We start from the raw sequence: 26,673 nt of genomic DNA on the forward strand, positions 1-26,673 counted from the left end.
ACACAATACGCACTGATGATCATCTGTACCTTTCCAGCTCCGTCACTCGGTAGGGAAGTGGGCACGTGAGGTTCCAGAGGGGCCCCGTCATGGCCTACGCCGCCGTAGTGCTCATCGGCCTGCTCGTGATCATCCAGACCCTCAGTCCTGACACCTCCGCGCTGCACCGAGTGCCGCGTACGCTCGCGGGCCAGGCCGACTTCACGGTGATCCCGCCGGCGCCCGACCCGGACGTCTCCGGGGTCTCCACGATCCCCAGCACCTCGCCCTCCACTGAGGTGGAGCGCGACCGCGACGAGCCCGCCGAGCCGGAGCGGAAGAAGGGCGAGAAGCCCGACCCGAAGCCGTCGGCGCCGGCGGGGGAGCAGCCGGACGCGCCGCCCTCGCAGCAGCCGGAGGAGCCGCCTGTCGACCCCGGCGAGGGGGAGGACGAGGTGACCCCGCCAGCGCTGGTGCCGCCCGTGGGGCCGATCCCCGGCATCATGGGGCCGCTGCTGTGGCCGTTCGTGGCCGAGGAGGACGCCCGCCCCGTCGACGAGGCCGTGCCGATGTTCCTGAGACAGCTGATCGCGGCCGACGCCGGTGTCCCAGTCGATGCCCTTCCGCTCGAGGTGCCGCCCAAGACCGAGCGGGAGACCGACCAGCGCACCGAAGAGCCCGAGCAGCCTGAGAAGGACGTCCCGGCGCGGGAGACCGAGGCCGAGAAGATCCTCGAGGACGCCTGCCAGCTCACCGCCGCCATCGCCGAGGGCGTGCAGACGCTCCCTGGGGCCGAGGACGGGGCCGGGGCCGAGGAGGGGGCCGTGGGTGGCAAGCGCAAGCCAGAGGCCACGCCGGAATGCGCTCAGGCGTGCGCTGAGCCCAAGACCCCGGTAGGGTCGTCGCCCGCAGCCGACCCCGAGGTCTCCACCGATCCTGCTGCGCCCTCCGATGACGCGTCCGCGGAGGCGCCGAAGCCGGAGCAGGAGCCGAAGGACGGCAGCAAGGACGAGAAGACGTGCGCCGAGAAGTCGGTGCAGTAGAGATCACTCAGAAGGCGACCCGCACCACGCCGGAGTGACCGGCCGAGCGATTCCCACCCCCGGGCGTTGGGCCGGAGAGTGAGGGACGAAGCAGGCCCCGGACCGCCTCGCGGTCCGGGGCCTGCTCCGTCGTTCAGACTGCCGTTCAGACTGTCGTTCCGGCGCTGTCGGTCAGCCCTCGGCGGACACCTCGGCCAGCTCGGCGGTCACCGCGATCTCGGTGGCGTTCTCGTCCACGGTGAAGAACAGGTCGCCGGTGATGTTGCCGACGCGCTTGAGGTCGGCGGCGGCCGACTCGGCGTCCTTGACCAGCTTGGCCGGGCCGGTGACCTCGGCCTTGGCCAGCGGGTGACGCATCTTCACCTTCGCCGTCGACTTCGCACCGCGGATCCCGGTCAGGGTTGCCGCGACGGCGTCGAGCGCCGCCGGGTCGGCGGCGGCAGCGGTGCCGAGCTCGAGCTCACGCGGCCACGAGGACGTGTGGATCGAACCGGTCTGCCACCACGACCAGACCTCCTCGGTGACGTACGGCAGGAACGGCGCGAGCAGGCGCAGCTGGACGTGGAGGGCGGTGGCCAGGGTGGCACGGGCCGACTCGGTGGCGAGGCCGCCGTCCTCGTCGTAGGCGCGCTCCTTGACCAGCTCCAGGTAGTCGTCGCAGAACTCCCAGAAGAACTTCTCCGAGGTCTCCAGCGCGGTGGAGTAGTCGTACGCGGTGAAAGCGTCGGTCGCCTTGGTGATCGTCTCCTTGAGGCGAGCCATCAGCGCGCAGTCGACCGGCTCGGTGATCGCGACCGGGTTCAGGGTGCTCGCGCCGACGTTGGCGAGGACGAACTTGGAGGCGTTGAGGATCTTCATCGCCAGGCGGCGACCGACCTTCATCTGGGTCTCGTCGAACGGCGAGTCCATGCCTGGCCGGGTCAGCGCGGCGCGCCAGCGGACCGCGTCGGCGCCGAACTTGTCGAGGATCTCGGTCGGGACGACCACGTTGCCCTTCGACTTCGACATCTTCTTGCGGTCGGGGTCGAGGATCCAGCCGGCGATCATCGCGTGGCTCCACGGGACGGTGCCGTCCTCGAGGTGGGCGCGGACGATGCGGCCGAAGAGCCAGGTGCGGATGATCTCGTGGCTCTGCGTGCACAGGTCCATCGGGTAGACCCGGCTGAACAGGTCGGGGTCGGACTCCCAGCCGCCGGCGATCTGCGGGGTCAGCGAGGAGGTCGCCCAGGTGTCCATCACGTCGGGGTCGCCCTGGAAGCCGCCGGGCTTGCCGCGCTGCGACTCGTCGTAGCCGGCGGGGACGTCGGTCGACGGGTCGATCGGGAGCTGGTCCTCGCTCGGCAGCAGCGGCTTGTCGTAGTCGGGGTTGCCCTCGGCGTCGAGCGCGTACCAGACCGGGAACGGGATGCCGAAGAAGCGCTGGCGCGAGATCAGCCAGTCGCCGTTGAGGCCGCCGACCCAGTTGTCGTAGCGGTGGCGCATGTGCTCGGGCAGCCAGGTCAGCTGGCCGCCGCGGGCCAGCAACTGCTCGCGCAGCTCGGGGTTGCGGCCACCGTTGGTGATGTACCACTGCCGGCTGGCGACGATCTCGAGCGGCTTGTCGCCCCGCTCGTAGAAGTTGGCCATCCGCTGGGTCTTCTTCGGCTCGCCGTCGAGGTCACCGGACTCGCGGATCATCGCGACGACGGCCTCACGGGCCGAATGGACGGTCTTGCCCTTGAGCTCCTCGTAGGCGGCGACGCCCGCCTCGGAGGTGATCCACTCCGGCGTCTCGCGGGAGAAGCGGCCGTCGCGGCCGATCAGGGCGCGGGCGGGGAGGTTGAGCTCGCGCCACCACTGGACGTCGGTGAGGTCGCCCCAGGTGCAGCACATCGCGATGCCGGCGCCCTTGTCCATCTCCGCGGCCTCGTGGGCCAGGACGGGGATCTCGACACCGAAGATCGGGCTGGTGACGGTCTTGCCGAACAGCTCCTTGTAGCGGTCGTCGTCGGGGTGCGCGATCAGCGCGACGACGCTCGGGATCAGCTCAGGGCGGGTGGTCTCGATGTGGACCGGGTCGCCCGCGGTGGTCGAGCCTGTCGAGACCCGGTGGAAGGCGACGCGGTGGAAGAAGCCGGGGTAGTCCTTGGCTTCGAGCTCGGCCTGGGCGACAGCGGTCTGGAAGGTGACGTCCCACAGGGTCGGCGCCTCCTGCAGGTAGGCCTCGCCGCGAGCCAGGTTGCGCAGGAACGCCTTCTGCGAGGCGGTCTGGGAGACCTTGCCGATGGTCGTGTACTGCTGGTCCCAGTCGAAGGAGAGGCCCAGCGTGCGCCACAGGTCCTCGAAGACCTTCTCGTCCTCGACGACCAGCTGGTTGCACAGCTCGACGAAGTTGGGCCGGCTGATGGAGATCTGGCGCTTCGGGTCGGGCTTCTCGGGCGGCGTGAAGTCGGGGTCGTACGGCAGGCTCGGGTCGCAGCGGACACCGAAGTAGTTCTGGACCCGTCGCTCGGTGGGAAGACCGTTGTCGTCCCAGCCGATCGGGTAGAAGACCGACTTGCCGTTCATCCGCTGGAAGCGGGCGATCAGGTCGGGGTGGGTGTAGGAGAAGACGTGGCCGACGTGGAGGCTGCCGGAGACGGTCGGCGGCGGGGTGTCGATCGAATAGACGTTCTCCCGCGGCCGGGTGCGGTCGAAGGCGTAGGTCTTGTCGTTCTTCCACTTCTCGGCCCACTTGGACTCCAGGCCCTCGAGGACCGGCTTGTCCGGTACGGCGACTACGCGCTGCTCAGCGGGCGTAGTCGTCTCCGGTGCGGTCTGCGTGGGCGTGGTCTCAGTCATGAGGCAAATCCTATGGGCGCACGCTTGCTGGCGCGAAACCGGTTGAGCCGGGCGTTGCGTACTCGCCATGCTTCGGTCATGAGCCACGCTGAGGCGTCCTTCGACTTCTTCGACGATCCGGCGGTGTTCCTGGAGTCCGCGGAGGGCTACCTGAGCGCCGACGCGGTCACCGTCAGCGTCGTCGCGACCGTCGCCAGCCGGGCGGCCGAGCATGGGCTGGACGGCGTGCCGTACGCGTGGTGGGCCACAGTGCGGGAGGGCGGCGAGGGTGGCGACGTCGTCGGGGTGGCCATGCGCACCGCGCCGTTCGAGCCGCACCCGCTCTTCGTCTCCTCGCTCAGCGAGGACGCCGCCCGCGGGCTTGCCCGGGCGCTCTACGAGCGAGGCGAGCACCCCGGCGGCGTGAACGGATCACTTCCGGCCGCCCGCATCGTCGCGGAGGAGTCGGCCCGCCTCTGGGGCGGCTCGGTCCGGACGGCGCAGTCGACGCGGCTGTGGGAGCTCGCCAACCTGGCCGTGCCGGAAGGGGTGCCGGGGAGGGGGCGAGCGGCGACGTACGCCGACGTCGAGGTGTGCCTGGAGTGGATCAACGACTTCGGCCGCGCCGCCCGCGAGCAGGCCGGCAACGCGGACGGCGCCCAGGGCGACGAGCACCATGACGAGGCCGACGTACGCCAGCGGATCGACGAGGGTCGGATCCTGCTCTGGGAGGACGGCGGCGAGGTCGTGCACCTGACCGCCTTCAACGAGCCGGCCTTCGGCGTGGCTCGTGTCGGACCGGTCTACACGCCCGCGGACCGGCGTGGCCGGGGCTATGCGAGCGCGGCCGTCGCCGAGGCATCCCGGCTGCTGCTCGAGCGCGGCGCCCGCGTCTGCCTCTACACCGACCTCGACAACGCCGTCTCCAACCACGTCTACGCCAAGCTCGGCTTCCGCCCGCTCGTGGACATGGCCAACCACACCCTCGTCCCCTGACCCCCACTCCGCCGAGTCGGCGCATCTGCCCCGTTCTATGACGTCGAGTCGGCGCGTCTGCCCCGTTCTGTGACGCCGAGTCGGCGCGTCTGCCCCGTTCTGTGACGCCGAGGCGGCGCGTCTGCCCCGTTCTGTGACGCCGAGGCGGCGCGTCTGCCCCGTTCTGTGACGCCGAGGCGGCGCGTCTGCCCCGTTCTGTGACGCCGAGTCGGCGCGTCTGCCTCACCACTCGGGGCAGTTGCGCCGACTCGGCGCAGATTTCTGGGGCAGATGCGCCGACTCGGCGGAAGAAGGGTTCAGTCGACGGTGAAGCGGCGGGCGAGGTAGTGGTCGACGGCGGGCCAGAGGCGGCCTTCGGTCTCTGCGGCGTCGGTCCAGCGGAGGGACCAGCCGTGGCCGGTGGCGGTGGTGATGTCGGCGGATCGGCGGCCGCTGCTGCGCTGCTGGAGGTGGAGGGAGCGAATCTGGTCCCAGGGGACGAAGGTCGTGTTGGCGGAGGAGGCGAGCTCGGCGGCGGGGCGGTCCAGGGCGCGCTGGATCAGCTTCCTGCCGGGCGAGCCGGCGGTCACCGAGGCCAGGCCGGTGGCGAGGCGGTCGGTGCCGGAGGGCTTGAGCAGCATCAGGCCGGCGTGGGTCACCAGCAGCGTACGGAAGCCGTCGCCGGAGACGGGGGCCAGAGCGCCGATGAAGCCGTCGGGGCCGTCCGGGGCGGGCTGCTCGTCGGGGGCAGCCGTCTGCGACTGCGGCTCGGTCCTCGCGTCGAGCTGGTGGACCCAGGCGCGGAGGGCGGCGGCGTAGCCGGGGGAGCCGAGCGCCTGGTAGGCGAGCTCCTCGGGGTCGACCTCCTGGCCGGCGATGTCGACGAGCCGCCAGGGGCCGGCCCAGCTGAGCTCGTAGCGCGCCTTCTCCTCGCCGACGAGCTCGTGGGCGATCGCCGCGCCGAGGAGGCGCGCGATCACCTTCCGTCGCGTCTCGGCCTCCTGTGCCGGGTCGTCCGACTCGGTCTCGACGAGCTCCAGCAGGGCGTCCAGGTTGCCGGTGGCGATGAGGTCGAGGGCGCCGCGTACGGTCGCAGGCTCGATCGCGTTCTCCCGCATCGCGTCCAGGAGGGTCTCGGAGCTGAGCGCGGCGGCCCGCGCGCCGGCGATGGTCACGATCTCGGCCATCGGGGCCGGGGTCAGGCCGGAGCCGGCGAAGATCTTGTCCTCGAGGGCGAGGAAGAACTGCTGTGGATAGCGCAGGATGCTGGTGGCGTTGCCGGAGCGATCCTCCCCGGAGCCGTCGCCGGCGTCGTCCCCGGACGCCATCGCCTCCAGCCGCTCGATCCGCTCCAGCAGCGGCGGGTGCGAGTCGTAGGCAGACGTCTTCGTCTCCGGTGGGTCCGCGCTGATCCGGGCGAGCTCCTCGAGCCGCGCAGGGTCGCTCATCAGGTGGGTGAAGTTGTCGAAGAAGCGTGTGGGCCGCAGGCCGTAGTGGGTGCCGGCCTCGACGTACTGCTCCACGTAGATGCGCCAGGCGGCGTCGAGCGCGGGCAGCGTACGCAGCGTGGTCGCCGCGGTCTGCGCCCCGGCGACCTTCGCGCTCAGTCGGTCGGCGTCGATCTCGTGAGCGTGCGCGAGCGGCCGGGTGAGAGCGAAGAAGAGCCGGGCGTACGTCCGGATGGGCCGCTTCACCAGCGGGTTGGTGAGTCCTGCCGCGACCTCGGCGATCGCCAGCCGGCTGCGGTGGACGAGCGCGCCGAGGCGCGATCGGGTGGTGCTGAGATGGCCGAGCTCGTGGGCGAGCACCGCGTGGAGCTGGTTGCGGGAGAGGCCCTGGAGGAGGGGTACGCCGAGGAACATCCGTCGCGTGCCGGTCCGCAGGCCGAGGAGGCTGGTCTCCTCGCTGACCGCCGCGTTGACGTCGGGGACGAGGCGGATCTCGTCGGGCGCGCGGGTCCCGGCGCTCGCTGCCAGCTGGCGCACCTCGGCCCACAGGCCGGGCTGGTCCTCCTCGCTGAGCGGTAGGCCGCCGGGATCGCTCGACGTCCGGGTGCGGCGCCGCGGGGCGATCTGCTGACCGACCAGTGCGAAGGCAGCCACGACGTAGGCAACGGCCAGGAGCGAGACCGCGAGCGCGGCCCGGAGCGTACGCATGATGGGTGGACCCTTGTGGGGGAGAGGGGTTCAGTCCGAGATCACTGGGAGGGTATCGGTCCGCGGATTCGCTGGGAAGCGGCGGGCGCATAGACTCGGCACGATGAGTGAGACTCCCTCGCCGCGCCTGGCGGCCACGATCGAAGAGGTCTGGGAAGCGCTGCAGTCGCGTTGGCCCGAGACCCGTCTGGAGCCGTCGCTGGACAGGATCCGTGCGCTGCTCGAGATCCTCGGTGACCCGCAGGCGGCGTTCCGGATCGTCCAGCTGACCGGCACCAACGGCAAGACCTCCACCTCCCGGATGATCGACACGCTGCTGCGGTCGCTGGACCTGCGCGTGGGACGGTTCACCTCGCCGCACGTCGAGCGGATCAACGAGCGGATCTCGATCGACGGTGAGCCGCTCTCCGACGACGACTTCGTGGCCGCGTTCAACGACGTCGCCCACTACCTCGGCATGGTCGACGAGGACCAGCCGCACCCGCTGTCGTTCTTCGAGACGATGGTCGGGATGGCCTACGCCAAGTTCGCCGAGGCCCCGGTCGATGTGGCCGTGGTCGAGGTCGGTCTCGGCGGAGGCTGGGACGCCACCAACGTGGCGGACGCCGACGTCGCGGTGGTGACCCCGATCGCGGTCGACCACGCCAAATACCTGGGCGACAACCCGGCCGCCATCGCCCGCGAGAAGGCCGGGATCATCAAGCCCGGTGCGGTCGCGGTGATCGCCGAGCAGACCGTCGAGGTCGCGGCCGTGCTCGACCAGCACGCCGCCGAGGTGGGCGCGCGGCTGCTGTGGGAGGGCACCGACTTCGCGGTCGTGTCCCGCACCCCTGCGGTGGGCGGACAGATCGTCACGCTGCGCGGGCTGCGTGGGACGTACGAGGACCTGTTCCTGCCGCTCTACGGTGCCCACCAGGCGCAGAACGCCGCCGCGGCCCTGGCTGCGGTCGAGGCGTTCCTCGGGGACACGGTGCTCGCCGACGAGCTGGTGCGCGATGCCTTCGCGAAGGTCGACTCCCCGGCGCGGCTGGAGATCGTGCGGGCCTCTCCGACGATCCTGCTCGACGCCGCCCACAACCCCGCCGGAGCCGAGGCGACGGTCGCAGCGCTCGAGGACTCCTTCTCCTTCTCCGGCGTGGTCGGGGTCGTCGGCGTGATGGCCGACAAGGACGTCGACGGCCTGCTCGCCGCGTTCGAGCCCCATCTCGAGCACCTCGTCGTCACCCAGAACTCCACCGAGCGCGCCCTCCCCGCGATCGAGCTCGCCAAGATCGCCGTCGACCTCTACGGCGAGGAGCGGGTCTCGGTCGTGCCGCGGCTCGCCGACGCCATCGACGCCGCGCTCGCCCTCTCCGAGTCCGCCGACTCCGGCTCGATCTCCGAGGGTGCCGTGCTCGTGACCGGCTCCGTGGTGACCGCCGGCGAGGCTCGTACGCTGCTGGGCGGCCGCGGCCCGGCCACGGCGTCGGCCGCGACCGCCAAGGTCGTGCCGACCGCCGACCCGGAGCTCGAGGCCTACCTGGAGGCGGACGCCGATGGCGAGTGAGCGGGAGAAGTCGCCGCGGCGCGGGATGTGCGCCGCGATCGTCTCGATGGAGGGGCTCGCGGTCGCCTTGGCGACGCCGGTGATGATCTCGATCGGCGGGGTCTCCGCCGGTCTGGCGCTGCCGCTGGGGCTCGGCTTCTTCGTGGCCTGCATCGTGGTGGCCGGGATGCTGCGCCGCCCGTGGGCCTACTGGCTCGGCTGGGCGCTGCAGGTCGCGGCGATCGCGATGGGCTTCTTGATCTCGATCATGTTCGTGGTCGGCGTGATCTTCGCGATCCTGTGGGGGATGGCCGACATCCTCGGGCGCAAGATCGAGAGCGAGCGGGCCGCTGCCTTCGAGGCGTACGACCGGATCGTCGCCGAGGAGGACGCAACCGAGGGCACCGCTGCGGACACCGCCGAGGTGCCCGAGGAGGAATCCGAGGCCCGGTAGGTTGGTCGCCGTGGAGGAGCGCGACGAGCTGCAGATGGCGACGGACGAGAAGCCTGCCGACTGGGCGCTGTGCCCGGCGTGCGGCAACGCGCTGGTGCTGCGCCGACCTCGGACGCGTACGGCTCACTACGCGCACAAGGCCGGACAGTCGTGCCGGCTGATGGGCCAGCAGCTGCGACGGACGAGCTCCGGGTGGTCCGTCGGCGGTGGCGAGGACGATCCGGACAGCCTGGAGAGCCTCTTCGACCTGATCGAGGACGACGCGCCCGGTCGCTAGCGTCCGTCGGACGCGAATGGCCCGTCGAGGTCGTCCGGAATTGGCCCGTGCCACCGGACTGCTCCGCCGTCAGGATGGCGCCATGAGCACGACGTTGTCACCGACCCCACGCACCCGGATCAGCCGCGGCAGGAATCGCGCCGTCACCGACCGCGAGCAGCTGCACACCTTCCTCGGATCAGCGCTCCTCGCGCACCTGGGGGTGACGGTCGGAGCAGGGGAGGACGCACACCCCGTCGTCCTGCCCACCGCGTACGGCTTCGATCTGGACGGCCCCGACGAGGGCGGCTCGCTCTATCTGCACGGATCGGTCGCGGCCGGCTGGCTCGGCCGGGCGCTGGAGCGCGACGTGTGCGTGACGATCACCGAGCTCGACGGACTGGTTGCCGCCCGCAGCGGGTTCCACCACTCGATGAACTACCGCTCGGCGGTGGTCATGGGCCGCGCGCGGCTGGTGGAGGACCCGGACGAGCGCGAGCGCGCCCTGGCGCTGGTGGTCGATCAGATGATCCCCGGCCGCTGGGACACGCTGCGTCCGGCCACCCGCAAGGAGCTCGCCGCGACCGCCGTGCTCGCCCTTCCGCTCGCGGAGGCGTCGATGAAGGCGCGAGACGAGGGGCCGGTCGACGACCCGGCCGATGTCGGCGGTCCGGGCTGGGCCGGGGTGATCCCGATCCACCGTGTCGCCGGCGCCCCGGTCACCGCCGAGGACTCGACCGCGCCGGTTCCGGAGGATGTCGTGCGTCGGGCCGCGGGGCTCGCGGAACGTTCACCGAGGTAACTCGGTCAGTGGCCGCCTCCTTCGTGGAGTTCCACGAAGGAGGCGGCACTTCGACGAGTCACCTCGGTGAACATACGCCGAATCAGCTGAGCCCGGCCCGCCGCAGCGCGTCGGCCATGGCGCTGTTGGCGGGGGCGGAGGAGCCGCGGTTGCCGCCGGGTCGGCCGCCGCCCTTGCCGCCCTTCGGTCCGCCCTTGCCCTGGCCCCGCTGTCCGCCTTGTCCGCCCTGTCCGCCGCCCTGACCTCGCTGGCCGGGTCGGCCGCCACCGGTGCGCCCCGAGCGACCGGCCTCGTCCTTGGCCACGCCGGCGGGGGCGTCGTCCTGGAGCCGCAGGGTCAGCGAGATGCGCTTGCGGGCCTCGTCGACCTCGAGCACCTTGACGCGGACGACGTCGCCGGAGCGGACCACGTCGCGCGGGTCCTCGACGAACTTGTCCGACATCGCCGAGATGTGGACCAGGCCGTCCTGGTGGACGCCGACGTCGACGAAGGCGCCGAAGGCGGCCACGTTGGTGACCGTGCCCTCCAGGACCATGCCCGGGCGCAGGTCGGAGAGGGCGTGGACCGAGTCGTCGAAGGTCGCCGTCTTGAACTCAGGGCGCGGGTCACGCCCGGGCTTCTCCAGCTCGGCGAGGATGTCGGTGACCGTCGGGAGCCCGAACTTCTCGTCGACGAACTCGGCGGGCTTCAGCGACTTGAGCACCCGGCTGTTGCCGATGACCGACCCGATGTCGGCCGAGGCCTTGTCGAGGATCCGCTGCACGACCGGGTAGGACTCCGGGTGGACCCCGGAGAGGTCGAGCGGGTCGTCGCCGCCACGGATCCGGAGGAAACCGGCCGCCTGCTCGAACGCCTTCGGGCCGAGCCGCGCCACCTTGGTGAGCTCACGACGGGTGCGGAAGGGGCCGTTGGCGTCGCGGTGCGCGACGATCGCGGAGGCGAGCGACTCGGTGATCCCGGAGACCCGGCGCAGCAGCGGCGCCGAGGCGGTGTTGAGATCGACCCCGACACCGTTCACACAGTCCTCGACGACCGCGTCGAGCGACTTGGAGAGGCCGTACTCCGGCAGGTCGTGCTGGTACTGCCCGACACCGATCGACTTCGGCTCGATCTTCACCAGCTCGGCCAGCGGGTCCTGCAGGCGGCGGGCGATCGAGACCGCGCCGCGCAGCGAGACGTCGAGGTCGGGCAGCTCGGAGGAGGCGTAGGCCGAGGCGGAGTAGACCGAGGCACCGGCCTCGGAGACCATCACCTTGGTCATCTTCTGGTCGGGCAGGAGCTTGAGCAGGTCGGCGGCGAGCTTGTCGGTCTCGCGCGAGGCGGTGCCGTTGCCGATCGCGATCAGGTCGACCGAGTGCTTCTTGGCCAGCGTCGCCAGCGTGGCCAGGGCGCCGTCCCAGTCGCGGCGCGGCTCGTGCGGGTAGACGGTCGCGGTGTCGACGACCTTCCCGGTCGCGTCGACCACGGCCACCTTCACGCCGGTGCGGATGCCGGGGTCGAGGCCCATGGTGGTGCGGGTGCCGGCCGGCGCGGCCAGCAGCAGGTCGCGCAGGTTGTCGGCGAAGACCGCGATCGCGGCCTCCTCGGCGGCGGTGCGGATCCGGCTGCGCATGTCGAGCTCGAGCCGGAACAGGATCCGGGTGCGCCATGCCCAGCGCACCGTCTCGGCCAGCCACTTGTCGGCCGGGCGGCCGGAGTCGACGATGCCGAAGCGGGCCGCGATCGAGCGCTCGTAGTCGGTCACCTCGCCCGGCACCGGCTCCTCGGCATAGGGCGAGAGGGTGACGTCGAGGACCTCCTCCTTCTCCGCGCGGAGCACGGCCAGGGTGCGGTGGGAGGGGAGGGAGGCGTACGCCTCGGAGAAGTCGAAGTAGTCGGAGAACTTCGCCGCCGCCGGATCGTTCTCACGACCTTCGCGCACCCGGGTCACCAGGCGGCCCTGCGTCCACATCCGCTCGCGGAGCGTGCCGATCAGGTCGGCGTCCTCGCCGAACCGCTCGACCAGGATCGCCCGAGCGCCGTCGAGGGCGGCCTTGGCGTCGGCGACCTGCTCGCCGAGGTACTTCTCCGCCTCGACGACCGGGTCCAGCGTCGGGTCGGCCAGCAGCCCGTCGGCCAGCGGCTCGAGCCCGTTCTCGCGGGCGATCATCGCCTTGGTGCGCCGCTTGGGCTTGAACGGCAGGTAGATGTCCTCCAGCCGCGCCTTGGTGTCGGCGGCGAGGATCGAGGCCTGCAGCTCAGGGGTCAGCTTGTCCTGCTTGGCGATCTCGGCGAGCACCGCCGCGCGCCGCTCCTCGAGGTCGCGCAGGTAGCCGAGCCGCTCCTCCAGCGTACGCAGCTGGGCGTCGTCGAGGCCACCGGTGACCTCCTTGCGGTAGCGCGCGATGAACGGCACCGTCGAGCCCTCGTCGAGCAGGGCGACCGCCGCGGTCACCTGCGCCGGGCGCACCCCGAGATCTTCGGCGATGCGGGCCGGGATGCCGGCCATCGAGTCTGCGAGCGTCGGAGCTGATGGGGTTGTCGTCACGGGGCGCCATCCTGCCGCATCCCACCGACACCTTCTCAACACGGCTCGGCCGCGACGGGGCCGAACGTGCTCGGCGTGGCCGGCACCGATACGCTCAGCCCATGACGCAGCGCACGTTCGTGATCCTCAAGCCCGACGCCGTCCGCCGGGGTCTGGTGGGGGAGATCCTGTCCCGCTACGAGGCCAAGGGCCTCTCGATCGTGAAGCTGGAGCACCGCACCATCGACGCGGGCCTGGCCGACGAGCACTACGCCGAGCACGTCGAGCAGCCGTGGTACCCGCCGCTGCGCGACTTCGTCACCTCCGGCCCGCTCGTCGCCGCCGTGCTCGAGGGCGACGAGGCGATCGAGGTCGTCCGCGCGCTCAACGGCGCCACCGACGGTCGCAAGGCCGCTCCCGGCACCATCCGCGGTGACCTCTCGCTCTCCAACCGCGAGAACCTCGTCCACGGCTCCGACTCGCCCGAGTCGGCCGACCGCGAGATCAAGCTCTGGTTCGGCGCCTGAGCCGACTGTTCCTCTGACGAGATCGCGCCGGTTTCCACCGGCGCGATCTCGTCATTTCAGCGGCCTTCTCGGCCGGTTTTCCGACCTGCGGAACAGGCGTCGACGACCCTCGTCGAAGACGCCCAAAACACCCGCCCTCCCGCTGGACCACGCCGCGGGGCGACCGCGTATCGTTGCGGTTTCGGCGAGCCTCTCCGGTTTGGGGCTCAGACCTTCGTAGCCTCGTCGGCAGGGCCGTATCCTGCACCACAGATCCCCGACGCGGCACCCCGGGAACGCGAGGACGTATGGCGAGCATCATTGGACGCGACATGGCGGTGGACCTCGGCACCGCAAACACACTCGTCTACGTCCGCGGCAAGGGCGTTCTCGTCGACGAGCCCAGTGTGGTCGCGCTCAACAAGTTCAGCGGCGAGATGGTCGCCGTCGGCCATGAGGCCAAGAAGATGCTGGGGCGTACGCCCGACGACATCGCCGCGCTGCGACCGCTGAAGGACGGCGTCATCGCCGACTTCGAGGCGACCGAGCAGATGCTGCGCTACTTCATCCAGCAGGTCCACCGGCGGCGCTACTTCGCCAAGCCGCGGATGGTCATCTGCGTCCCGTCCGGGATCACCGCGGTCGAGATCCGCGCGGTGAAGGAGGCCGGCTACCAGTCCGGCGCCCGGATGGTGAACATCATCGAGGAGCCGATGGCGGCCGCGATCGGCGCCGGTCTGCCGGTGCACCTCCCGACCGGCAACATGGTCGTCGACATCGGCGGCGGCACCACCGAGGTCGCGGTGATCAGCCTCGGCGGTATCGTGACCAGCCAGTCGATCCGCACCGCCGGCCACCAGCTCGACAACGCGATCATGACCTGGCTGAAGAAGGAGCACGCGCTCCTCCTGGGCGAGCGCACCGCCGAGGAGGTCAAGATGACCCTCGGCTCGGTCTGGCCGCTGCCCAACGAGCCCGAGGCGGAGATCCGCGGCCGCGACATGGTCAGCGGGCTGCCGCGCACCGTGAGCGTCTCCAGCGCCGAGGTGCGCAAGGCGATCGAGGAGCCGCTCCACGACATCTTCGACGCGGTCCGCTCCACCCTCGACCAGACGCCGCCCGAGCTGGCCGGCGACATCATGGACCGCGGCATCGTCCTCACCGGCGGCGGCGCGCTCCTCCGCGGCCTCGACGAGCGCCTGCGCCACGAGACCGGCATGCCGGTCCACATCGCCGAGTCCCCGCTGACCTCGGTCGCGATGGGCGCCGGCCGCTGCGTCGAGGACTACGACGTGCTCCGCCCCGTCCTGGTGAACGAGAACAGGAGATGGTGACGTGTCGTTGCTGAGCCCGCGTCCCAGCGAACGCCTGCGCAAAGGGCTGGACCAGCGCAAGGGCCCCAAACCCCCGAGCCGTACGCCACGGGAGCGGCTCAACCGGCGCGGCAGCCTCGAGACGAAGGCGGTCAGCGGCCCGAAGCGCTCCTGGCTGATCGCGCTGATCCTGTGCTGCGCGACGCTGGCGACGCTCGACCAGACCCCGGTCCTGGAGCCGGCCCGCACCGCGGTCGGCGAGGCGCTCTCGCCGCTGGAGACCGGCGCGGCGATGATCGCCCGCCCGCTCACCGGCGTGCCGGAGTGGTTCGACACCCGCGACGACCTGCGTGACCGGCTCGCCCACCTCGAGGCCGAGAACTCCCGGCTGCGCCGCCAGGTCGAGGTCACCGACTACGGCCGCGCCAAGCTCGCCGAGTACGAGTCGATCACCCGCGCCGCGGAGGATCTCGGCTACGCCCTCGTGCCCGCGCGCGTCACCGCCCACGGTCCCGCCCAGACCTTCAACCGCACCGTCACCATCGACGCCGGCAGCGCCGCCGGGATCAAGTCCGACATGTCGGTCGTCACCGGCGACGGGCTGGTCGGCCGGGTGCTGCGGGTGACCAAGACCTCCGCCACCGTCCTGCTGATCGTCGACGCCGCCTCGGTCGTCGGCGGTCGCGTCGGCGGTGCCGACCGCGGCGACAAGCACTCCGGCCAGGTCGGCATGGTCCGTGGATCCGGTGTGGTCGCCGGTCAGGCCGATTCCGGTCTGCTCTCCCTCGACCTCGTCGACCAGACCGCCGCCCCGCTCAAGGGCGAGACGGTCGTCACCTGGGGTGACGGCCGGGCCGCTCCGTACGTCTCGGGCCTGCCGATCGGCGAGGTGACCGACACCTTCGCGAGCGTGCGGGACTCCTCGCGGACCGTGCGGATCAAGCCGTACGTCGACTTCGGCTCGCTCGACGTCGTCGGTGTCGTGGTGCCGGGTGACACCTTGAGCGACCGCGCCGTGGTCACACCGGAAGGGGAGCTGCGATGAGCGAGATGGAAGCCCGGGCCTCGGGCGCCGCGCCGGTGCTGCGCAACGTCCTGGTCGGCCTGATGATCGTGATCGCGATCGTCCTCCAGCTGAGCGTGGCGCCGGCCTTCGCCGTCCGTGGCGTCACGCCTGACCTGGCCCTCCTGGTCGTCCTTGCGGTCGCCCTCACCCGCGGCGGCCAGGCCGGTCTGGTGACCGGGTTCGCCGCCGGCGTTCTCCTCGATCTGGCGCCGCCCGCCGACCACACCGCCGGCCGCTGGGCGCTGGCCCTGCTGATCGTCGGCTACGTCGCCGGCCGAGTGCGCGAGGGCAGCATCAACCACAGCAGCCAGGGCCGCCCGAGCGCGATGACGGTGATGGCCACGGTGGCGTGCTGCGCGTTCATCGGGGTCAGCATCTTCGCGGTCAGCGGGCTGATCCTCGGTGAGGCGCCGCTGACGCTGCTGCCGACGGTGGCGATCAGCGTCGGCTACGACCTGCTGCTGGCGCCGCTGCTGATCCCGATGCTGCTGTGGCTGCTGGGCAGGGGTGATCTGTGATGGCCCGCAGCAGACTGCCGACCGTGCAAGTCAGCCGGCTGCGGCTGATCGTGATCCAGGCGCTCGTCTTCTCCCTGCTGGCCACGCTCGGCGTCCGGCTCTTCTACCTGCAGGTGCGCCACGGCGACGCCTACCAGGCGGCCGCCGCCTCGCAGTCCAAGCGCGAGGTCGTGCGTCAGCCGGTGCGCGGCATCATCGTCGACGCGCAGGGCCGGCCGATGGTGACCAACCGGTCGGCGTGGGTGGTCAGCCTCGACCAGGGCGTGCTCGACGGGCTGGAGGAGGAGGACCGCAAGACGCTGATGCAGCGCGTCGCCAAGGCGGTCGACGTCTCCCCGAAGAAGCAGAACCAGGCGATCGCCAACTGGTCCGGCACCCGCTACCAGCCGGTGCCGATCGCCACCGACGTCTCCGAGTCCACCGCGCTGCGCATCCTCGAACAGCCCGAGGACTTCCCTGGCGTGGTCGCCGAGAAGCAGACGCTGCGTTCGTACCCGAGTCCCTTCGGCATCAACGCCGCCGGAGTCCTCGGCTACCTCTCGCCGATCACCGAGGACGAGCACGAGAACGCCAAGGAGCGCGGCGACGAGTCCCTCAACAACACCTCTATGGTGGGGCGTTCGGGCGTCGAGAAGCAGTACGACCAGTGGCTGCGCGGGATGCCCGGCTACGACACCGTCACGGTCGACTCGCTCGGCCGGGAGATCGGCCGTGGCGACTCGGTCGCCTCCCAGCCCGGTGACACCCTGGTCACCAGCATCGACGCCAAGGTGCAGGGTCGCGCCGAGAAGCTGCTCGCCGAGTCGATCGAGACCGCCCGCAACACCTTCGACAAGATCACCGGCCGCAACTACGAGGCTGATTCCGGCTCCGTCGTGGTGATGGAGGCGCAGACCGGCCGGCTGGTCGCGATGGCCAGCCAGCCGACGTACGACCCGGAGGAGTGGGTCGGCGGCATCAGCCAAAAACAGCTCGACCGGCTCTACTCCAAGAAGGCCGGCTACCCGCTGCTGCCCCGTGCCACCCAGGGCCAGTTCGCGCCCGGCTCGACGTGGAAGCCGTTCATGACCGTGGGCGCGCTCAACAACGGTTACACCCCCGACTCCCGGCTGGAGTGCTCCAGCGGTCTCCAGGTCGGCAACCGCTGGTTCAAGAACTACGAGTCGGCCCCTTACGGCTCCATCGACTTCGCCAGAGCGCTCGAGGTCTCCTGCAACACCTTCTTCTACCGGGTCGCCGTCCACTACTGGCAGAAGTACGGCTCGAACCCGGCCGACGTCAAGGCTCGCGACCCGCTGGTGGAGACCGCCAAGAAGTTCGGCTTCGGCAAGCGCACCGGTATCGACCTGCCGGGGGAGTCTGCAGGCCGGATCGCGGACCGGAAGTGGAAAGCCGAGTACTACGAGGCCATGAAGGGCTACTACTGCAAGATGGACGAGAAGGGCAATGCGCCGACCTCGTTCCTGAAGCTCTTCGCCCACGAGTTCTGCATCGAGGGCAACTACTACCGCACCGGCGACGCGGTGAACTTCTCCATCGGTCAGGGCGACACGATGGTCACCCCGATCCAGCTGGCGCGGGCCTATGCCTCGCTGGCCAACGGTGGCACCCTCTACGAGCCGCGGATCGGCAAGGCGGTCGTGAGCGGCGACGGCACCGTGGTCGAGCGGATCGAGCCCTCGGTCGCCGGCAAGGTGAAGGTCTCGGACAAGAGCATCGACTACGTCAACAAGGCGCTCCTCGGCACCCCGCGCACCGGCACCCTGTCCTGGAAGTTCGGCGGCTTCCCGCTCGACGAGGTGAAGATCCGCGGCAAGACCGGCACTGCCGAGGTCACCGGCAAGCAGACGAGCGGCTGGGTCGCGACGTACAACAAGAAGTACGTCGTGATCATGACCATCTCCCAGGGCGGCACCGGCTCCGGCTCGGTCGGCGACGCCGTGCGCAAGCTGTGGGAGACGCTCTACGGGATCGAGGAGGGCGGCGCCGAGGTCCGGCCCAACAAGGCCGCGATCAAGGGCATCGACCCGCCGAAGAACCTGCCCGCGTTCGGCGCCGACGGCTCGATCACCGCACCGAAGGACTGAGGGGCGGAGGAACAGCGCATGAAGAACGACGTGATGGCCTTCGTACGCCGCATCGACCTGATCCTGCTGGGCGCGGTGCTGGTCCTGGTGACGCTGTCGGTGCTCTTCGTCTGGTCCGCGACCATCCACCGCGACGCGATCACCGGCGGCGACACCACAGCCTACCTGCGCAAGCAGACCATCAACGTCGCCGCGGGGCTGGTGCTGATGGTGGGCGTGGTCGCCACCAACCACCGCTGGGTCCGGCTGCTGACGCCCGTGGTCTATCTGGGCGCGGTGGTCGGGCTGGTGCTGGTGCTCGTGATGGGCTCGACGGTCAACGGGTCGAAGTCCTGGGTCGCGCTCGGTCCGGTCCAGTTCCAGCCCTCGGAGCTGGCCAAGCTGGCCGTGGTCATCGCGATGGCGCTGGTGCTCGCCGAGCGCAGCGAGGGCCGCTGGCAGGCACGGGTGTCGCTGGGCGACGTGGTCGCGATGATCTTGGTCGCGGCGGTGCCGATCGCGCTGGTCGTGATGCAGCCCGACCTCGGGACGACGCTGGTGCTCGGCGTGACCGTCTTCTGCGTGCTGGCCGCTGCCGGCACGCCACGGCGATGGCTGGCGCTGCTGGCGCTGGCCGGCCTCGCGGGCGCCACCACGGTGGTGGCCTCGGGGTTGCTGAAGCAATATCAGATCAACCGCTTCATGGCCTTCACCGATCCGTCGCTCGACCCGCGCGGGGCCGGTTACAACGTGCAGCAGGCGCGGATCGCGATCGGCGACGGTGGCATCTTCGGCCAGGGCCTGTTCGAGGGGTCGCAGGCCCGCGCGGGCTTCGTCCCCGAGCAGCACACCGACTTCATCTTCACGGTCGTGGGGGAGGAGCTGGGCCTGGTCGGATCGCTGCTCGTGATCGGGCTGATCGGTGTCGTGCTCTGGCGCGGCCTGCGGATCGCGGCCCGCACCGACGACCTCTTCGGGCGCGTCGCCGCCGCCGGGATCGTGTGCTGGCTGGGCATCCAGAGCTTCCAGAACATCGGCATGTGCCTCGGCATCATGCCGGTCACCGGGGTGCCGCTACCGTTGCTCTCCTACGGCGGTTCCTCGATGATCGCGGCGCTGCTGGCAGTGGGTCTGCTGCTCGGCATCTCGGCCCGTTCGAGGCGCACCGGTCTGGACCGGTCCGGACCACTTCAGGACCTCCGCTCGCGTGATCGCCTGCAGGTTGCTGCAGTGCGAAAAGATGTCGCGTTTCATCGAAATTAAACTCGATTACGTTCCGTTCCGGTTGCCCCACAGGGCATCTGTTACCCCTTGCAGCCCTCAACCCGAGGCTGCTTGACGACGGGAGCAGTAATCGTGAACCGACCCCACAGAAACCAGCGCCTCGGCGCCCTCGCTGCAGCGACGGTGACGGCCGTCGGCGCCGCCACCACCATCCTGGCCATGTCCGGTCCCGCCGGCGCGGCCGACGGCCCGGCACCGCTGATCGGCGCCGAGAAGTCGACTGCCATCGACAACTCCTACATCGTCGTGATGAAGGGCAACGGCGCCGCGGCCAAGGCCAACGCGGCCGACGCCCGCGCGCTCGCGAAGAAGAAGGGAGGCTCGGTGAAGTACGCCTACGACAAGGCGGTCACCGGCTTCTCCGCAACGCTCGACGCCGAGGCGCTCGACGCGCTCCGCAAGGACCCCGACGTCGCGTACGTCGAGGCCAACCAGGTCGTCAAGGCCAGTGGCGACCAGGCCAACCCCACGTGGGGTCTGAACCGCATCGACCAGCGCAACCTGCCGCTGAACTCGAACTACCACTACGACTACACCGGCTCGGGGGTGAAGGCCTACATCATCGACACCGGCATCCGCTCCGCCCACTCGGAGTTCGGTGGCCGGGTGACCTCGGGCTACACCGCCATCGGGTCCAGCACCGAGGACGAGAACGGCCACGGCACCCACGTCGCCGGCACCGTCGGTGGCTCGACGTACGGCGTCGCCAAGAGCGTCACGCTCGTGCCGGTCCGGGTGCTCGACGCCTCCGGCTCCGGTACGACCGCCGGTGTGATCGCGGGCGTGAACTGGGTGACCTCCAACCACACCTCCGGTCCCGCGGTGGCCAACATGTCCCTCGGTGGCGGGGTCTCGTCGACCCTCGACTCCGCGGTCTCGAGCTCGATCGCCGACGGCGTCACGTACGCCGTCGCCGCGGGCAACGACTACGGCGCGAACGCGTGCAACGGCTCGCCGTCGCGGGTCTCGGGCGCGCTGACCGTCGGGTCGACAACCAGTTCCGACGCCCGGTCGGACTTCTCCAACATCGGCTCCTGCGTCGACCTGTTCGCGCCGGGTTCCTCGATCACCTCGGCGTGGCACACCTCCAACACCGCGACCAACACGATCTCGGGTACGTCGATGGCGACCCCGCACGTCGCCGGTGTGGCCGCGCTCTACCTGCAGGCGCACCCGACGGCCTCGCCGTCGTCGGTCTCCTCGGCGATCGTCTCCAACGCCACCACCGGCGTGGTCGGCTCGCCGGGCTCCGGTTCCCCCAACCGTCTCCTCTACTCCCTGTGGAGCGGTGGCACCGACCCCGACCCGACGGACCCGCCGACCACGGGAAACCTGCTGGTCAACCCGGGCTTCGAGTCGGGCGCGACCGGCTGGAGCTCCTCGCCGGGCGTGATCGACAGCTCGTCGAGCGCGCCCGCGCGCTCGGGCTCCTACAAGGCGTGGCTGAACGGCTACGGCTCCACCCACACCGACACCCTCTCGCAGACGGTGACCCTGCCGTCGACGAGCAAGACGCTGTCGTTCTACCTGCGGGTGGCCTCCAACGAGACGACCACGACGACGGCGTACGACAAGCTGACCGTCAAGATCGGCTCGACCACCCTGGCGACCTACTCCAACCTGAACAAGGGCTCCTCGTACTCGTTGAAGTCCTTCTCGCTGGCCGCCTACGCCGGTAGCACCGTCACGCTGACGTTCACCGGCACCGAGGACTCCTCGCTCGGGACCAGCTTCCTGATCGACGACACCTCCATCGCCTGATCCGCTCTCTCTCGCGCCGGGTCGCCCGCTCATCGCGGGCGGCCCGGTGTGTTGTTCTGGGAATGTTCCCAGGATGTTCCCAGGTGTTCACCTTGGTATCTGCACGTTGCTGCAGTGCGAAGAGTTGGGTCGTTACGGGTTCTACGTAACGTGATTACGTGGTTGACCGAACGCTTCGGGTTGCGGCCGTAGGGAGGGCGCAGGGCGTTCGGCCGGCACGTGTGATGTCTGCGCGTGGAATCCCCCACAGGCGGTTCCCAAGTCCGGTGAAAAGAATGGTTGTGGCCCCACGAGGGCCGCACGATGACGGGAGTCAGTTCGTGAACCGAACCATCAAGAACCGGGCCTTCAAGGCACCGGCAGTCATCTCGGCCGTCGCTGTCGGAGCAGCAGCCTCGGCGATCGCCTTCACCGTCCCGGCCGGTGCCGCGGACAGTCCGGCGCCGCTGCGCGGTACGGACGCCTCGACCGCAATCGAGGGTGAGTACATCGTCGTCATGAAGAAGCAGGGCGGCAGCGACGTGGCGAAGTCCGAGGCCAAGTCGGTCCGTGGTGAGGCGCGCGCCGCCGGCGGCGACGTACGCCAGGTCTTCAACACCGCGTTCAACGGCTTCTCCGCCGAGCTCGACAAGGACGCGCTCGCCGAGGTCCGGTCCAACCCGGACGTCGCCTACGTGCAGGCCAACCACCGCTACACCACCCAGGGCGACCAGGCCGACCCGACGTGGGGTCTCGACCGTGTCGACCAGGCCGAGCTCCCGCTCGACAGCAACTACCACTACGACCAGACCGGTGCCGGCGTGACCGCCTACATCATCGACACCGGTGTCGCGACCGACCACTCGGAGTTCGAGGGCCGCATCGGCGAGGGCTTCGACGCCGTCGACAACGACTCCGACCCGACCGACGGCAACGGCCACGGCACCCACGTCGCCGGCACCGTCGCGGGCACCACCTACGGTCTGGCCAAGGAGGCCACGATCGTCCCGGTCCGCGTCCTCGACGACAACGGCTCCGGCACCACCGAGGGTGTCGTCGCCGGCATCGAGTGGGTCACCGAGAACCACACCGACGGCCCGGCCGTCGCCAACATGTCGCTCGGTGGCGGCAACGACGCCGCCCTCGACGCGGCCGTCCAGGCCTCGATCGCCGACGGCGTGACCTACGCCGTCGCCGCCGGCAACGAGAGCTCCGACGCCTGCGGCTCCTCGCCGGCAGCCGTCCCGGAGGCGATCACCGTCGGTGCCACCGACGACACCGACGCCGCCGCGAGCTTCTCCAACACCGGTGAGTGCCTCGACATCTTCGCCCCCGGCGTCGACATCACCTCGGCCTGGAACGACGGCTCGACCAACACCATCTCCGGTACGTCGATGGCGACCCCCCACGTCGCCGGTGCCGCCGCGCTCTACCTCGAGGCGAACCCCTCGGCCACCCCGGCCGACGTCGCCGAAGGCCTGACCGGCGCCGCCACCCCCGACGTGGTCACCAACCCGGGCACCGGTTCCCCGAACCTGCTGCTCACCAACCTGTTCTGAGCCGACGCTCTGACCTGAACGCCGTTGGGGCCGTCCGGGAGGGGCGGCCCCAACGGCTATGTGTGTTGTTCGGGTCGACCGCTGGTCGAGCCGGGAGGCCGGGTCCGCTGAGAGATCGGGTCCACCGCTGGTCGAGCCGGGAGGCCGCCTGCGGCCGAGCGTGTCGAGACCAACACGGTCCCATCGAGAGCGTAGGGGACTGTGTTGGTCTCGACACGCCTCCGCCTGGCGGCTCCGGCGGCTCGATCAGCCGGGCCGTGTTCGGGCGGCTCGACCAGCGGGGCCGGTCCGCTACGCCGGCTTGGTCCAGGCGATGGTGTGCCGGAACCCCAGCCGTCGGCGGATCGAGGCACCGGGCATGACGTCTCCGACGACCTTGCGCAGCTCGTCGAGGGGCATCGTCGGATCCGTGACCGGGAACGCCGGGGGCTGGGCGCCGTCGGTGCTGGGCCAGGGGTGCTTGACGTAGCCGATCACCGGGTTCGTGACGGCGGAGGCGAGGTCCCAGAGGTGGTCGGTCGGGCTGGCCGGAGGGGCGAGGCCGACGGCCAGGAAGCGGCCGCCCGGAGCGAGGAGCCGGCGGACCGTCGTGAGGGCCTCGGCCACGTCGAGGTGGTGGAGGACGGCGACCATGGTGACCAGGTCGAACGGGCCGGTCGCCGAGGCCCAAGGTCCGCCGTCGATGGTGACGTTCGGGAGGCCGGCGCACCGGTCAGCGGCCCGCTGACGCATGTCCGGGTCCACATCGTTCCCGGTCACCGTGCCGAACCTCGGCGAGAGCGTCGCCACGAGCTCGCCTCGGCCGCAACCGACGTCCAGGGCCGATCCTCGCCGCTCCGGCAGGTTGGCCAGGATCCAGCTGTGGAAGTGGTCGTTGTGGCTCCATGGGTGCCGGGCGTTGAGCTCGGTCATCGTCCGCGCCACGGTCCCTCCGGCGAACTTCTCCGCCCACGTGCGTAGTGCCATGCCCGGCATTGTGTCCCCGCGGCGCCAGGTTTGGTAGCAGGGTCGGGGAGCGGCGTACGCTTGGGGATGATCGTTCCCGAGCTTTGAGGTGCCCATCGTGACCGTCGCCCAGAGCGACCTTGTTCCTGAGTCCGTCTTCCCTCGGCTGGAGCCGCGCCTCGCGCTGGTCTCCAAGCCGATCCAGTACGTCGGCGGGGAGCTCAACTCGACCGTCAAGGAGTGGAACGACGTCGAGGTGCGCTGGGCGCTGATGTACCCGGACGCCTACGAGGTCGGCCTGCCCAACCAGGGCGTGCAGATCCTCTACGAGGTGCTCAACGAGCGCGACTGGATCGCGGCGGAGCGCACCTACGCGGTCTGGCCCGACCTGGAGAAGATCATGCGGGAGGGCGACGAGCAGGGGCCGATCCCGCAGTTCACCGTCGACGCCCACCGACCGGTGCGGGCCTTCGACGTCTTCGGTCTGTCGTTCTCGACCGAGCTCGGCTACACCAACATGCTCAACGCGCTCGACCTCGCCCAGATCCCGCTGCACGCGGTCGACCGTGGCGACGACGACCCGATCGTGCTCGCCGGTGGTCACGCCGCGTTCAACCCCGAGCCGATCGCCGACTTCCTCGACGCCGCCGTGCTCGGTGACGGCGAGGAGGTCGTCCTCAAGATCTCCGAGGTCGTGCGCGAGTTCAAGCAGGAGGGCAGTCCCGGCGGCCGCGACGAGCTGCTGCGCCGCCTGGCGGTCTCCGGCGCCGTCTACGTCCCCAAGTTCTACGACGTCAACTACGCCGCCGACGGCCAGATCGAGGCCGTGGTGCCCAACCGCCCCGACATCCCGTGGCGGGTGCGCAAGCACACCCTGATGGACCTCGACGCCTGGCCCTACCCGCGCAACCCGCTGGTGCCGCTGGCCGAGACCGTCCACGAGCGCTTCTCGGTGGAGATCTTCCGCGGCTGCACCCGCGGCTGCCGCTTCTGCCAGGCCGGCATGATCACCCGCCCCGTCCGCGAGCGGTCGATCACCACCATCGGCGACATGGTCGAGAACGGCATCCGGAAGTCCGGCTTCGAAGAGGTCGGGCTCTTGTCCCTGTCCTCCGCCGACCACACCGAGATCGGTGACGTCGCGACCGGTCTCGCCGACCGTTACGAGGGCTCCAACGTCTCGCTCTCGCTGCCCTCGACCCGCGTCGACGCCTTCAACATCACCCTCGCCAACGAGTTCTCCCGCAACGGCCGCCGCTCCGGGCTGACCTTCGCCCCCGAGGGTGGCTCCGAGCGGATGCGCAAGGTCATCAACAAGATGGTGACCGAGGAGGACCTGATCCGCACGGTCGGCGCCGCCTACAGCCACGGCTGGCGTCAGGTGAAGCTCTACTTCATGTGCGGCCTGCCGACCGAGACCGACGAGGACGTCCTGCAGATCGCCGACCTGGCGAAGAAGGTCATCGCGAAGGGCCGCGAGGTCTCGGGTCGCAACGACATCCGCTGCACCGTCTCCATCGGCGGCTTCGTACCCAAGCCCCACACCCCCTTCCAGTGGGCCTCCCAGCTCGACCACGAGACCACCGACGCGCGCCTGCAGAAGCTGCGCGACGAGGTCCGCTCCGACAAGAAGTTCGGCCGCGCGATCGGCTTCCGCTACCACGACGGCAAGCCCGGCATCGTCGAGGGGCTGCTCTCCCGTGGCGACCGCCGCGTCGGCGCGATCATCGAGCAGGTCTGGCGCGACGGCGGCCGCTTCGACGGCTGGAGCGAGCACTTCTCCTACGAGCGCTGGATGAACGCCGCCGAGACCGCCCTCGCCGACACCAGCGTCGACCTCGACTGGTACACCACCCGCGAGCGTGAGTACGACGAGATCCTCCCCTGGGACCACCTCGACTCCGGCCTCGACAAGGACTGGCTCTGGGCCGACTGGGAGGACGCCCTCGCTGCCGCGAACGGTGAGGACATCGAGGTCGAGGACTGCCGCTGGACCCCGTGCTACGACTGCGGCGTCTGCCCGGAGATGAACACCGAGATCCAGATCGGCCCCACGGGGCAGAAGCTGCTGCCGCTCTCGGTCGTCTGATCCTCTGCTCGGGGAGCCGCGGTGCGTCACCCGGTGACCGCAACTTTCGAACAGGTGTGGGGAAGTGACACCCGAATGCGGACTCGGCCCCGCCAGAATCCTGCAGATGCGGGATTCTGGCGACGCACCGAGCCTGCCTGAGGGCCGAGCGACTCAGACGAGGGTGGCCGCGCGGCGAACCAGTTCGGGAAGGTTCTCCGGGAAATAGACGGCCTTGGTCGTCTCGAGATCGTCGACGGACCACCAGCGCCACGCGATCACGGTGCGCCGCTCGAGATCGGTCCATCCGTCGGTGACGAGAGCCGTTCGGGTCGTGCGCGCGGCGACGAAGTGCTCGACCTGGCGAAACTCGACACCATGGCTCCAGAAGTCGACCTCGCGGCGATGATGCACGTCGACGATGTGCAGCACGCGCAGACCGGTCTCCTCCTCCACCTCGCGGTGTGCTGTTTCGATGAGCGACTCGTCGCCGTCGACTCCGCCGCCCGCGGTGAACCACCACTCAGTGATACCGCTCGGCCGGACGGATCTCGTCCCTGGAACAGCAGCACCCGGGACCGCTCGTCCAGCAGGAGGACGCGGACGGCCGTGCGAGTCGCCGTCTCAGCCTGATCCTTGTCCATGCGCCGAGCGTATCGACAGGAATGCTGCCGGCCTGAGAAGCGGGACCTCGGATCTGCCGTCAGCCGATCGCTGCGGTCGCCTCGATCTCGATGAGCACGTCGGGGCGGAAGAGGCCGGCGACCTGGATCAGGGAGCTGGCCGGTGGGCGGGTGGTGTCGACGAACTCGTCGCGCATCGACCGGATCAGCGGGAGCTCGTCGGTGGCGGTGACGAAGTAGGTCAGCTTGACCACGTCGGCCCAGGTGGCACCGGCGGCGGTGAGGGCGATGCCGAGGTTGACGAAGGTCTGGCGGGTCTGTGCCTCCCAGCCCTCGGCGACGGTGCCGTCGGCGGTGATGCCGACCTGGCCGGAGGTCACCACGAGGCGAGCGCCGGGGTCGGTGATCACGGCATGGCTGTAGCCGGCGGGGGTGGGCAGGTCCTCGGGGGTCACGAAATCCACTCGCCGACGATAGGCCCGACCGTGCC

21 protein-coding genes are annotated in these 26,673 nt (G+C 70.3%); 15 read left to right on the forward strand and 6 right to left on the reverse strand.

Annotated elements, in window-relative coordinates; all coding sequences use genetic code 11:
* The first annotated feature begins 89 nt into the window (after positions 1 to 89).
* Entirely contained in the window at positions 90 to 1,022 is a 933-nt protein-coding gene (locus IEY81_RS21225; protein ID WP_189120487.1) for a hypothetical protein, read from the forward strand.
* Between the two features lie 171 nt (positions 1,023 to 1,193).
* On the opposite strand, the gene valS is transcribed toward IEY81_RS21225, so the two are convergent.
* Positions 1,194 to 3,842: a valine--tRNA ligase gene (gene valS / locus IEY81_RS21230; RefSeq protein WP_189120488.1), complete on the reverse strand. Its 2,649-nt coding sequence runs from the start codon at positions 3,840 to 3,842 to the stop codon at positions 1,194 to 1,196.
* Between the two features lie 78 nt (positions 3,843 to 3,920).
* Here valS and IEY81_RS21235 point away from each other — a divergent pair, with 78 nt between their 5' ends.
* Complete coding sequence (locus IEY81_RS21235) at positions 3,921 to 4,817, forward strand: GNAT family N-acetyltransferase (RefSeq protein ID WP_189120489.1); 897 nt, start codon at positions 3,921 to 3,923, stop codon at positions 4,815 to 4,817.
* A 296-nt stretch (positions 4,818 to 5,113) separates the two neighbouring features.
* Here IEY81_RS21235 and IEY81_RS24500 read toward each other — a convergent pair whose 3' ends face one another.
* Complete coding sequence (locus IEY81_RS24500) at positions 5,114 to 6,952, reverse strand: M48 family metallopeptidase (protein ID WP_189120490.1); 1,839 nt, start codon at positions 6,950 to 6,952, stop codon at positions 5,114 to 5,116.
* Between the two features lie 103 nt (positions 6,953 to 7,055).
* Between IEY81_RS24500 and IEY81_RS21245 the strand changes: the two genes are divergently transcribed.
* The 4 genes from IEY81_RS21245 (at position 7,056) to IEY81_RS21260 (ending at position 9,989) form a co-directional block, all read left to right on the forward strand.
* A complete protein-coding gene (locus tag IEY81_RS21245) occupies positions 7,056 to 8,498 on the forward strand; it encodes a bifunctional folylpolyglutamate synthase/dihydrofolate synthase (protein ID WP_189120491.1) in 1,443 nt (480 codons plus the stop codon).
* A complete protein-coding gene (locus tag IEY81_RS21250) occupies positions 8,488 to 8,931 on the forward strand; it encodes a DUF4233 domain-containing protein (protein WP_229788057.1) in 444 nt (147 codons plus the stop codon). Before IEY81_RS21245 ends, IEY81_RS21250 begins: the two co-directional genes overlap by 11 nt.
* A 10-nt stretch (positions 8,932 to 8,941) precedes the next feature.
* The gene (locus IEY81_RS21255; RefSeq protein ID WP_189120492.1) at positions 8,942 to 9,208 is read left to right on the forward strand and encodes a competence protein CoiA family protein; all 267 of its coding nucleotides are present in this window, start codon (positions 8,942 to 8,944) and stop codon (positions 9,206 to 9,208) included.
* 82 nt (positions 9,209 to 9,290) lie between these two features.
* Entirely contained in the window at positions 9,291 to 9,989 is a 699-nt protein-coding gene (locus IEY81_RS21260; RefSeq protein WP_189120493.1) for a pyridoxamine 5'-phosphate oxidase family protein, read from the forward strand.
* Positions 9,990 to 10,071: 82 nt separating this feature from the next.
* On the opposite strand, the gene IEY81_RS21265 is transcribed toward IEY81_RS21260, so the two are convergent.
* Entirely contained in the window at positions 10,072 to 12,516 is a 2,445-nt protein-coding gene (locus IEY81_RS21265) for a Tex family protein (protein WP_271188429.1), read from the reverse strand.
* Between the two features lie 101 nt (positions 12,517 to 12,617).
* Between IEY81_RS21265 and ndk the strand changes: the two genes are divergently transcribed.
* From ndk to IEY81_RS21305, 8 genes are all read left to right on the forward strand, one after another.
* The gene (gene ndk, locus IEY81_RS21270; protein WP_189120494.1) at positions 12,618 to 13,022 is read left to right on the forward strand and encodes a nucleoside-diphosphate kinase; all 405 of its coding nucleotides are present in this window, start codon (positions 12,618 to 12,620) and stop codon (positions 13,020 to 13,022) included.
* Between the two features lie 287 nt (positions 13,023 to 13,309).
* Positions 13,310 to 14,335, forward strand: coding sequence for a rod shape-determining protein (locus IEY81_RS21275; protein ID WP_189120495.1), 1,026 nt, complete (start codon positions 13,310 to 13,312; stop codon positions 14,333 to 14,335).
* A gap of 1 nt (position 14,336) precedes the next feature.
* The gene (gene mreC / locus IEY81_RS21280) at positions 14,337 to 15,359 is read left to right on the forward strand and encodes a rod shape-determining protein MreC (protein WP_189120496.1); all 1,023 of its coding nucleotides are present in this window, start codon (positions 14,337 to 14,339) and stop codon (positions 15,357 to 15,359) included.
* The gene (mreD, locus tag IEY81_RS21285) at positions 15,356 to 15,898 is read left to right on the forward strand and encodes a rod shape-determining protein MreD (RefSeq protein ID WP_189120497.1); all 543 of its coding nucleotides are present in this window, start codon (positions 15,356 to 15,358) and stop codon (positions 15,896 to 15,898) included. Before mreC ends, mreD begins: the two co-directional genes overlap by 4 nt.
* A 23-nt stretch (positions 15,899 to 15,921) precedes the next feature.
* On the forward strand, positions 15,922 to 17,985 hold the full coding sequence (gene mrdA, locus IEY81_RS21290) for a penicillin-binding protein 2 (RefSeq protein ID WP_229788058.1): 2,064 nt from the start codon (positions 15,922 to 15,924) through the stop codon (positions 17,983 to 17,985).
* An 18-nt stretch (positions 17,986 to 18,003) separates the two neighbouring features.
* Entirely contained in the window at positions 18,004 to 19,227 is a 1,224-nt protein-coding gene (gene rodA / locus IEY81_RS21295) for a rod shape-determining protein RodA (RefSeq protein ID WP_189120499.1), read from the forward strand.
* Between the two features lie 93 nt (positions 19,228 to 19,320).
* Positions 19,321 to 21,009, forward strand: coding sequence for a S8 family peptidase (locus tag IEY81_RS21300; RefSeq protein WP_229788059.1), 1,689 nt, complete (start codon positions 19,321 to 19,323; stop codon positions 21,007 to 21,009).
* Positions 21,010 to 21,329: 320 nt separating this feature from the next.
* A complete protein-coding gene (locus tag IEY81_RS21305; protein WP_229788060.1) occupies positions 21,330 to 22,547 on the forward strand; it encodes a S8 family peptidase in 1,218 nt (405 codons plus the stop codon).
* Between the two features lie 291 nt (positions 22,548 to 22,838).
* Here the strand turns inward: IEY81_RS21305 and IEY81_RS21310 are convergent, their stop codons facing one another.
* Positions 22,839 to 23,513, reverse strand: coding sequence for a class I SAM-dependent methyltransferase (locus IEY81_RS21310; RefSeq protein WP_229788061.1), 675 nt, complete (start codon positions 23,511 to 23,513; stop codon positions 22,839 to 22,841).
* Between the two features lie 97 nt (positions 23,514 to 23,610).
* Here IEY81_RS21310 and IEY81_RS21315 point away from each other — a divergent pair, with 97 nt between their 5' ends.
* Entirely contained in the window at positions 23,611 to 25,581 is a 1,971-nt protein-coding gene (locus tag IEY81_RS21315) for a TIGR03960 family B12-binding radical SAM protein (RefSeq protein ID WP_189120501.1), read from the forward strand.
* A gap of 153 nt (positions 25,582 to 25,734) precedes the next feature.
* Here IEY81_RS21315 and IEY81_RS21320 read toward each other — a convergent pair whose 3' ends face one another.
* The gene (locus tag IEY81_RS21320; protein WP_189120526.1) at positions 25,735 to 26,091 is read right to left on the reverse strand and encodes an NUDIX domain-containing protein; all 357 of its coding nucleotides are present in this window, start codon (positions 26,089 to 26,091) and stop codon (positions 25,735 to 25,737) included.
* Between the two features lie 172 nt (positions 26,092 to 26,263).
* Positions 26,264 to 26,647, reverse strand: coding sequence for a RidA family protein (locus IEY81_RS21325; protein WP_189120502.1), 384 nt, complete (start codon positions 26,645 to 26,647; stop codon positions 26,264 to 26,266).
* Between the last annotated feature and the right edge of the window lie 26 nt (positions 26,648 to 26,673).

This window comes from Nocardioides luteus (genome assembly GCF_014648595.1).
GTDB classification, from domain to species: Bacteria; Actinomycetota; Actinomycetes; order Propionibacteriales; family Nocardioidaceae; genus Nocardioides; species Nocardioides luteus.

Excerpts from the sequence above, each read along its gene's own strand:
- IEY81_RS21225 (WP_189120487.1), top strand. The coding sequence starts at position 90 with ATGGCCTACGCCGCCGTAGTGCTCATCGGCCTGCTCGTGATCATCCAG.
- valS (WP_189120488.1), bottom strand. The coding sequence starts at position 3,842 with ATGACTGAGACCACGCCCACGCAGACCGCACCGGAGACGACTACGCCC.
- IEY81_RS21235 (WP_189120489.1), top strand. The coding sequence starts at position 3,921 with ATGAGCCACGCTGAGGCGTCCTTCGACTTCTTCGACGATCCGGCGGTG.
- IEY81_RS24500 (WP_189120490.1), bottom strand. The coding sequence starts at position 6,952 with ATGCGTACGCTCCGGGCCGCGCTCGCGGTCTCGCTCCTGGCCGTTGCC.
- IEY81_RS21245 (WP_189120491.1), top strand. The coding sequence starts at position 7,056 with ATGAGTGAGACTCCCTCGCCGCGCCTGGCGGCCACGATCGAAGAGGTC.
- IEY81_RS21250 (WP_229788057.1), top strand. The coding sequence starts at position 8,488 with ATGGCGAGTGAGCGGGAGAAGTCGCCGCGGCGCGGGATGTGCGCCGCG.
- IEY81_RS21260 (WP_189120493.1), top strand. The coding sequence starts at position 9,291 with ATGAGCACGACGTTGTCACCGACCCCACGCACCCGGATCAGCCGCGGC.
- ndk (WP_189120494.1), top strand. The coding sequence starts at position 12,618 with ATGACGCAGCGCACGTTCGTGATCCTCAAGCCCGACGCCGTCCGCCGG.
- IEY81_RS21275 (WP_189120495.1), top strand. The coding sequence starts at position 13,310 with ATGGCGAGCATCATTGGACGCGACATGGCGGTGGACCTCGGCACCGCA.
- mreD (WP_189120497.1), top strand. The coding sequence starts at position 15,356 with ATGAGCGAGATGGAAGCCCGGGCCTCGGGCGCCGCGCCGGTGCTGCGC.
- rodA (WP_189120499.1), top strand. The coding sequence starts at position 18,004 with ATGAAGAACGACGTGATGGCCTTCGTACGCCGCATCGACCTGATCCTG.
- IEY81_RS21310 (WP_229788061.1), bottom strand. The coding sequence starts at position 23,513 with ATGGCACTACGCACGTGGGCGGAGAAGTTCGCCGGAGGGACCGTGGCG.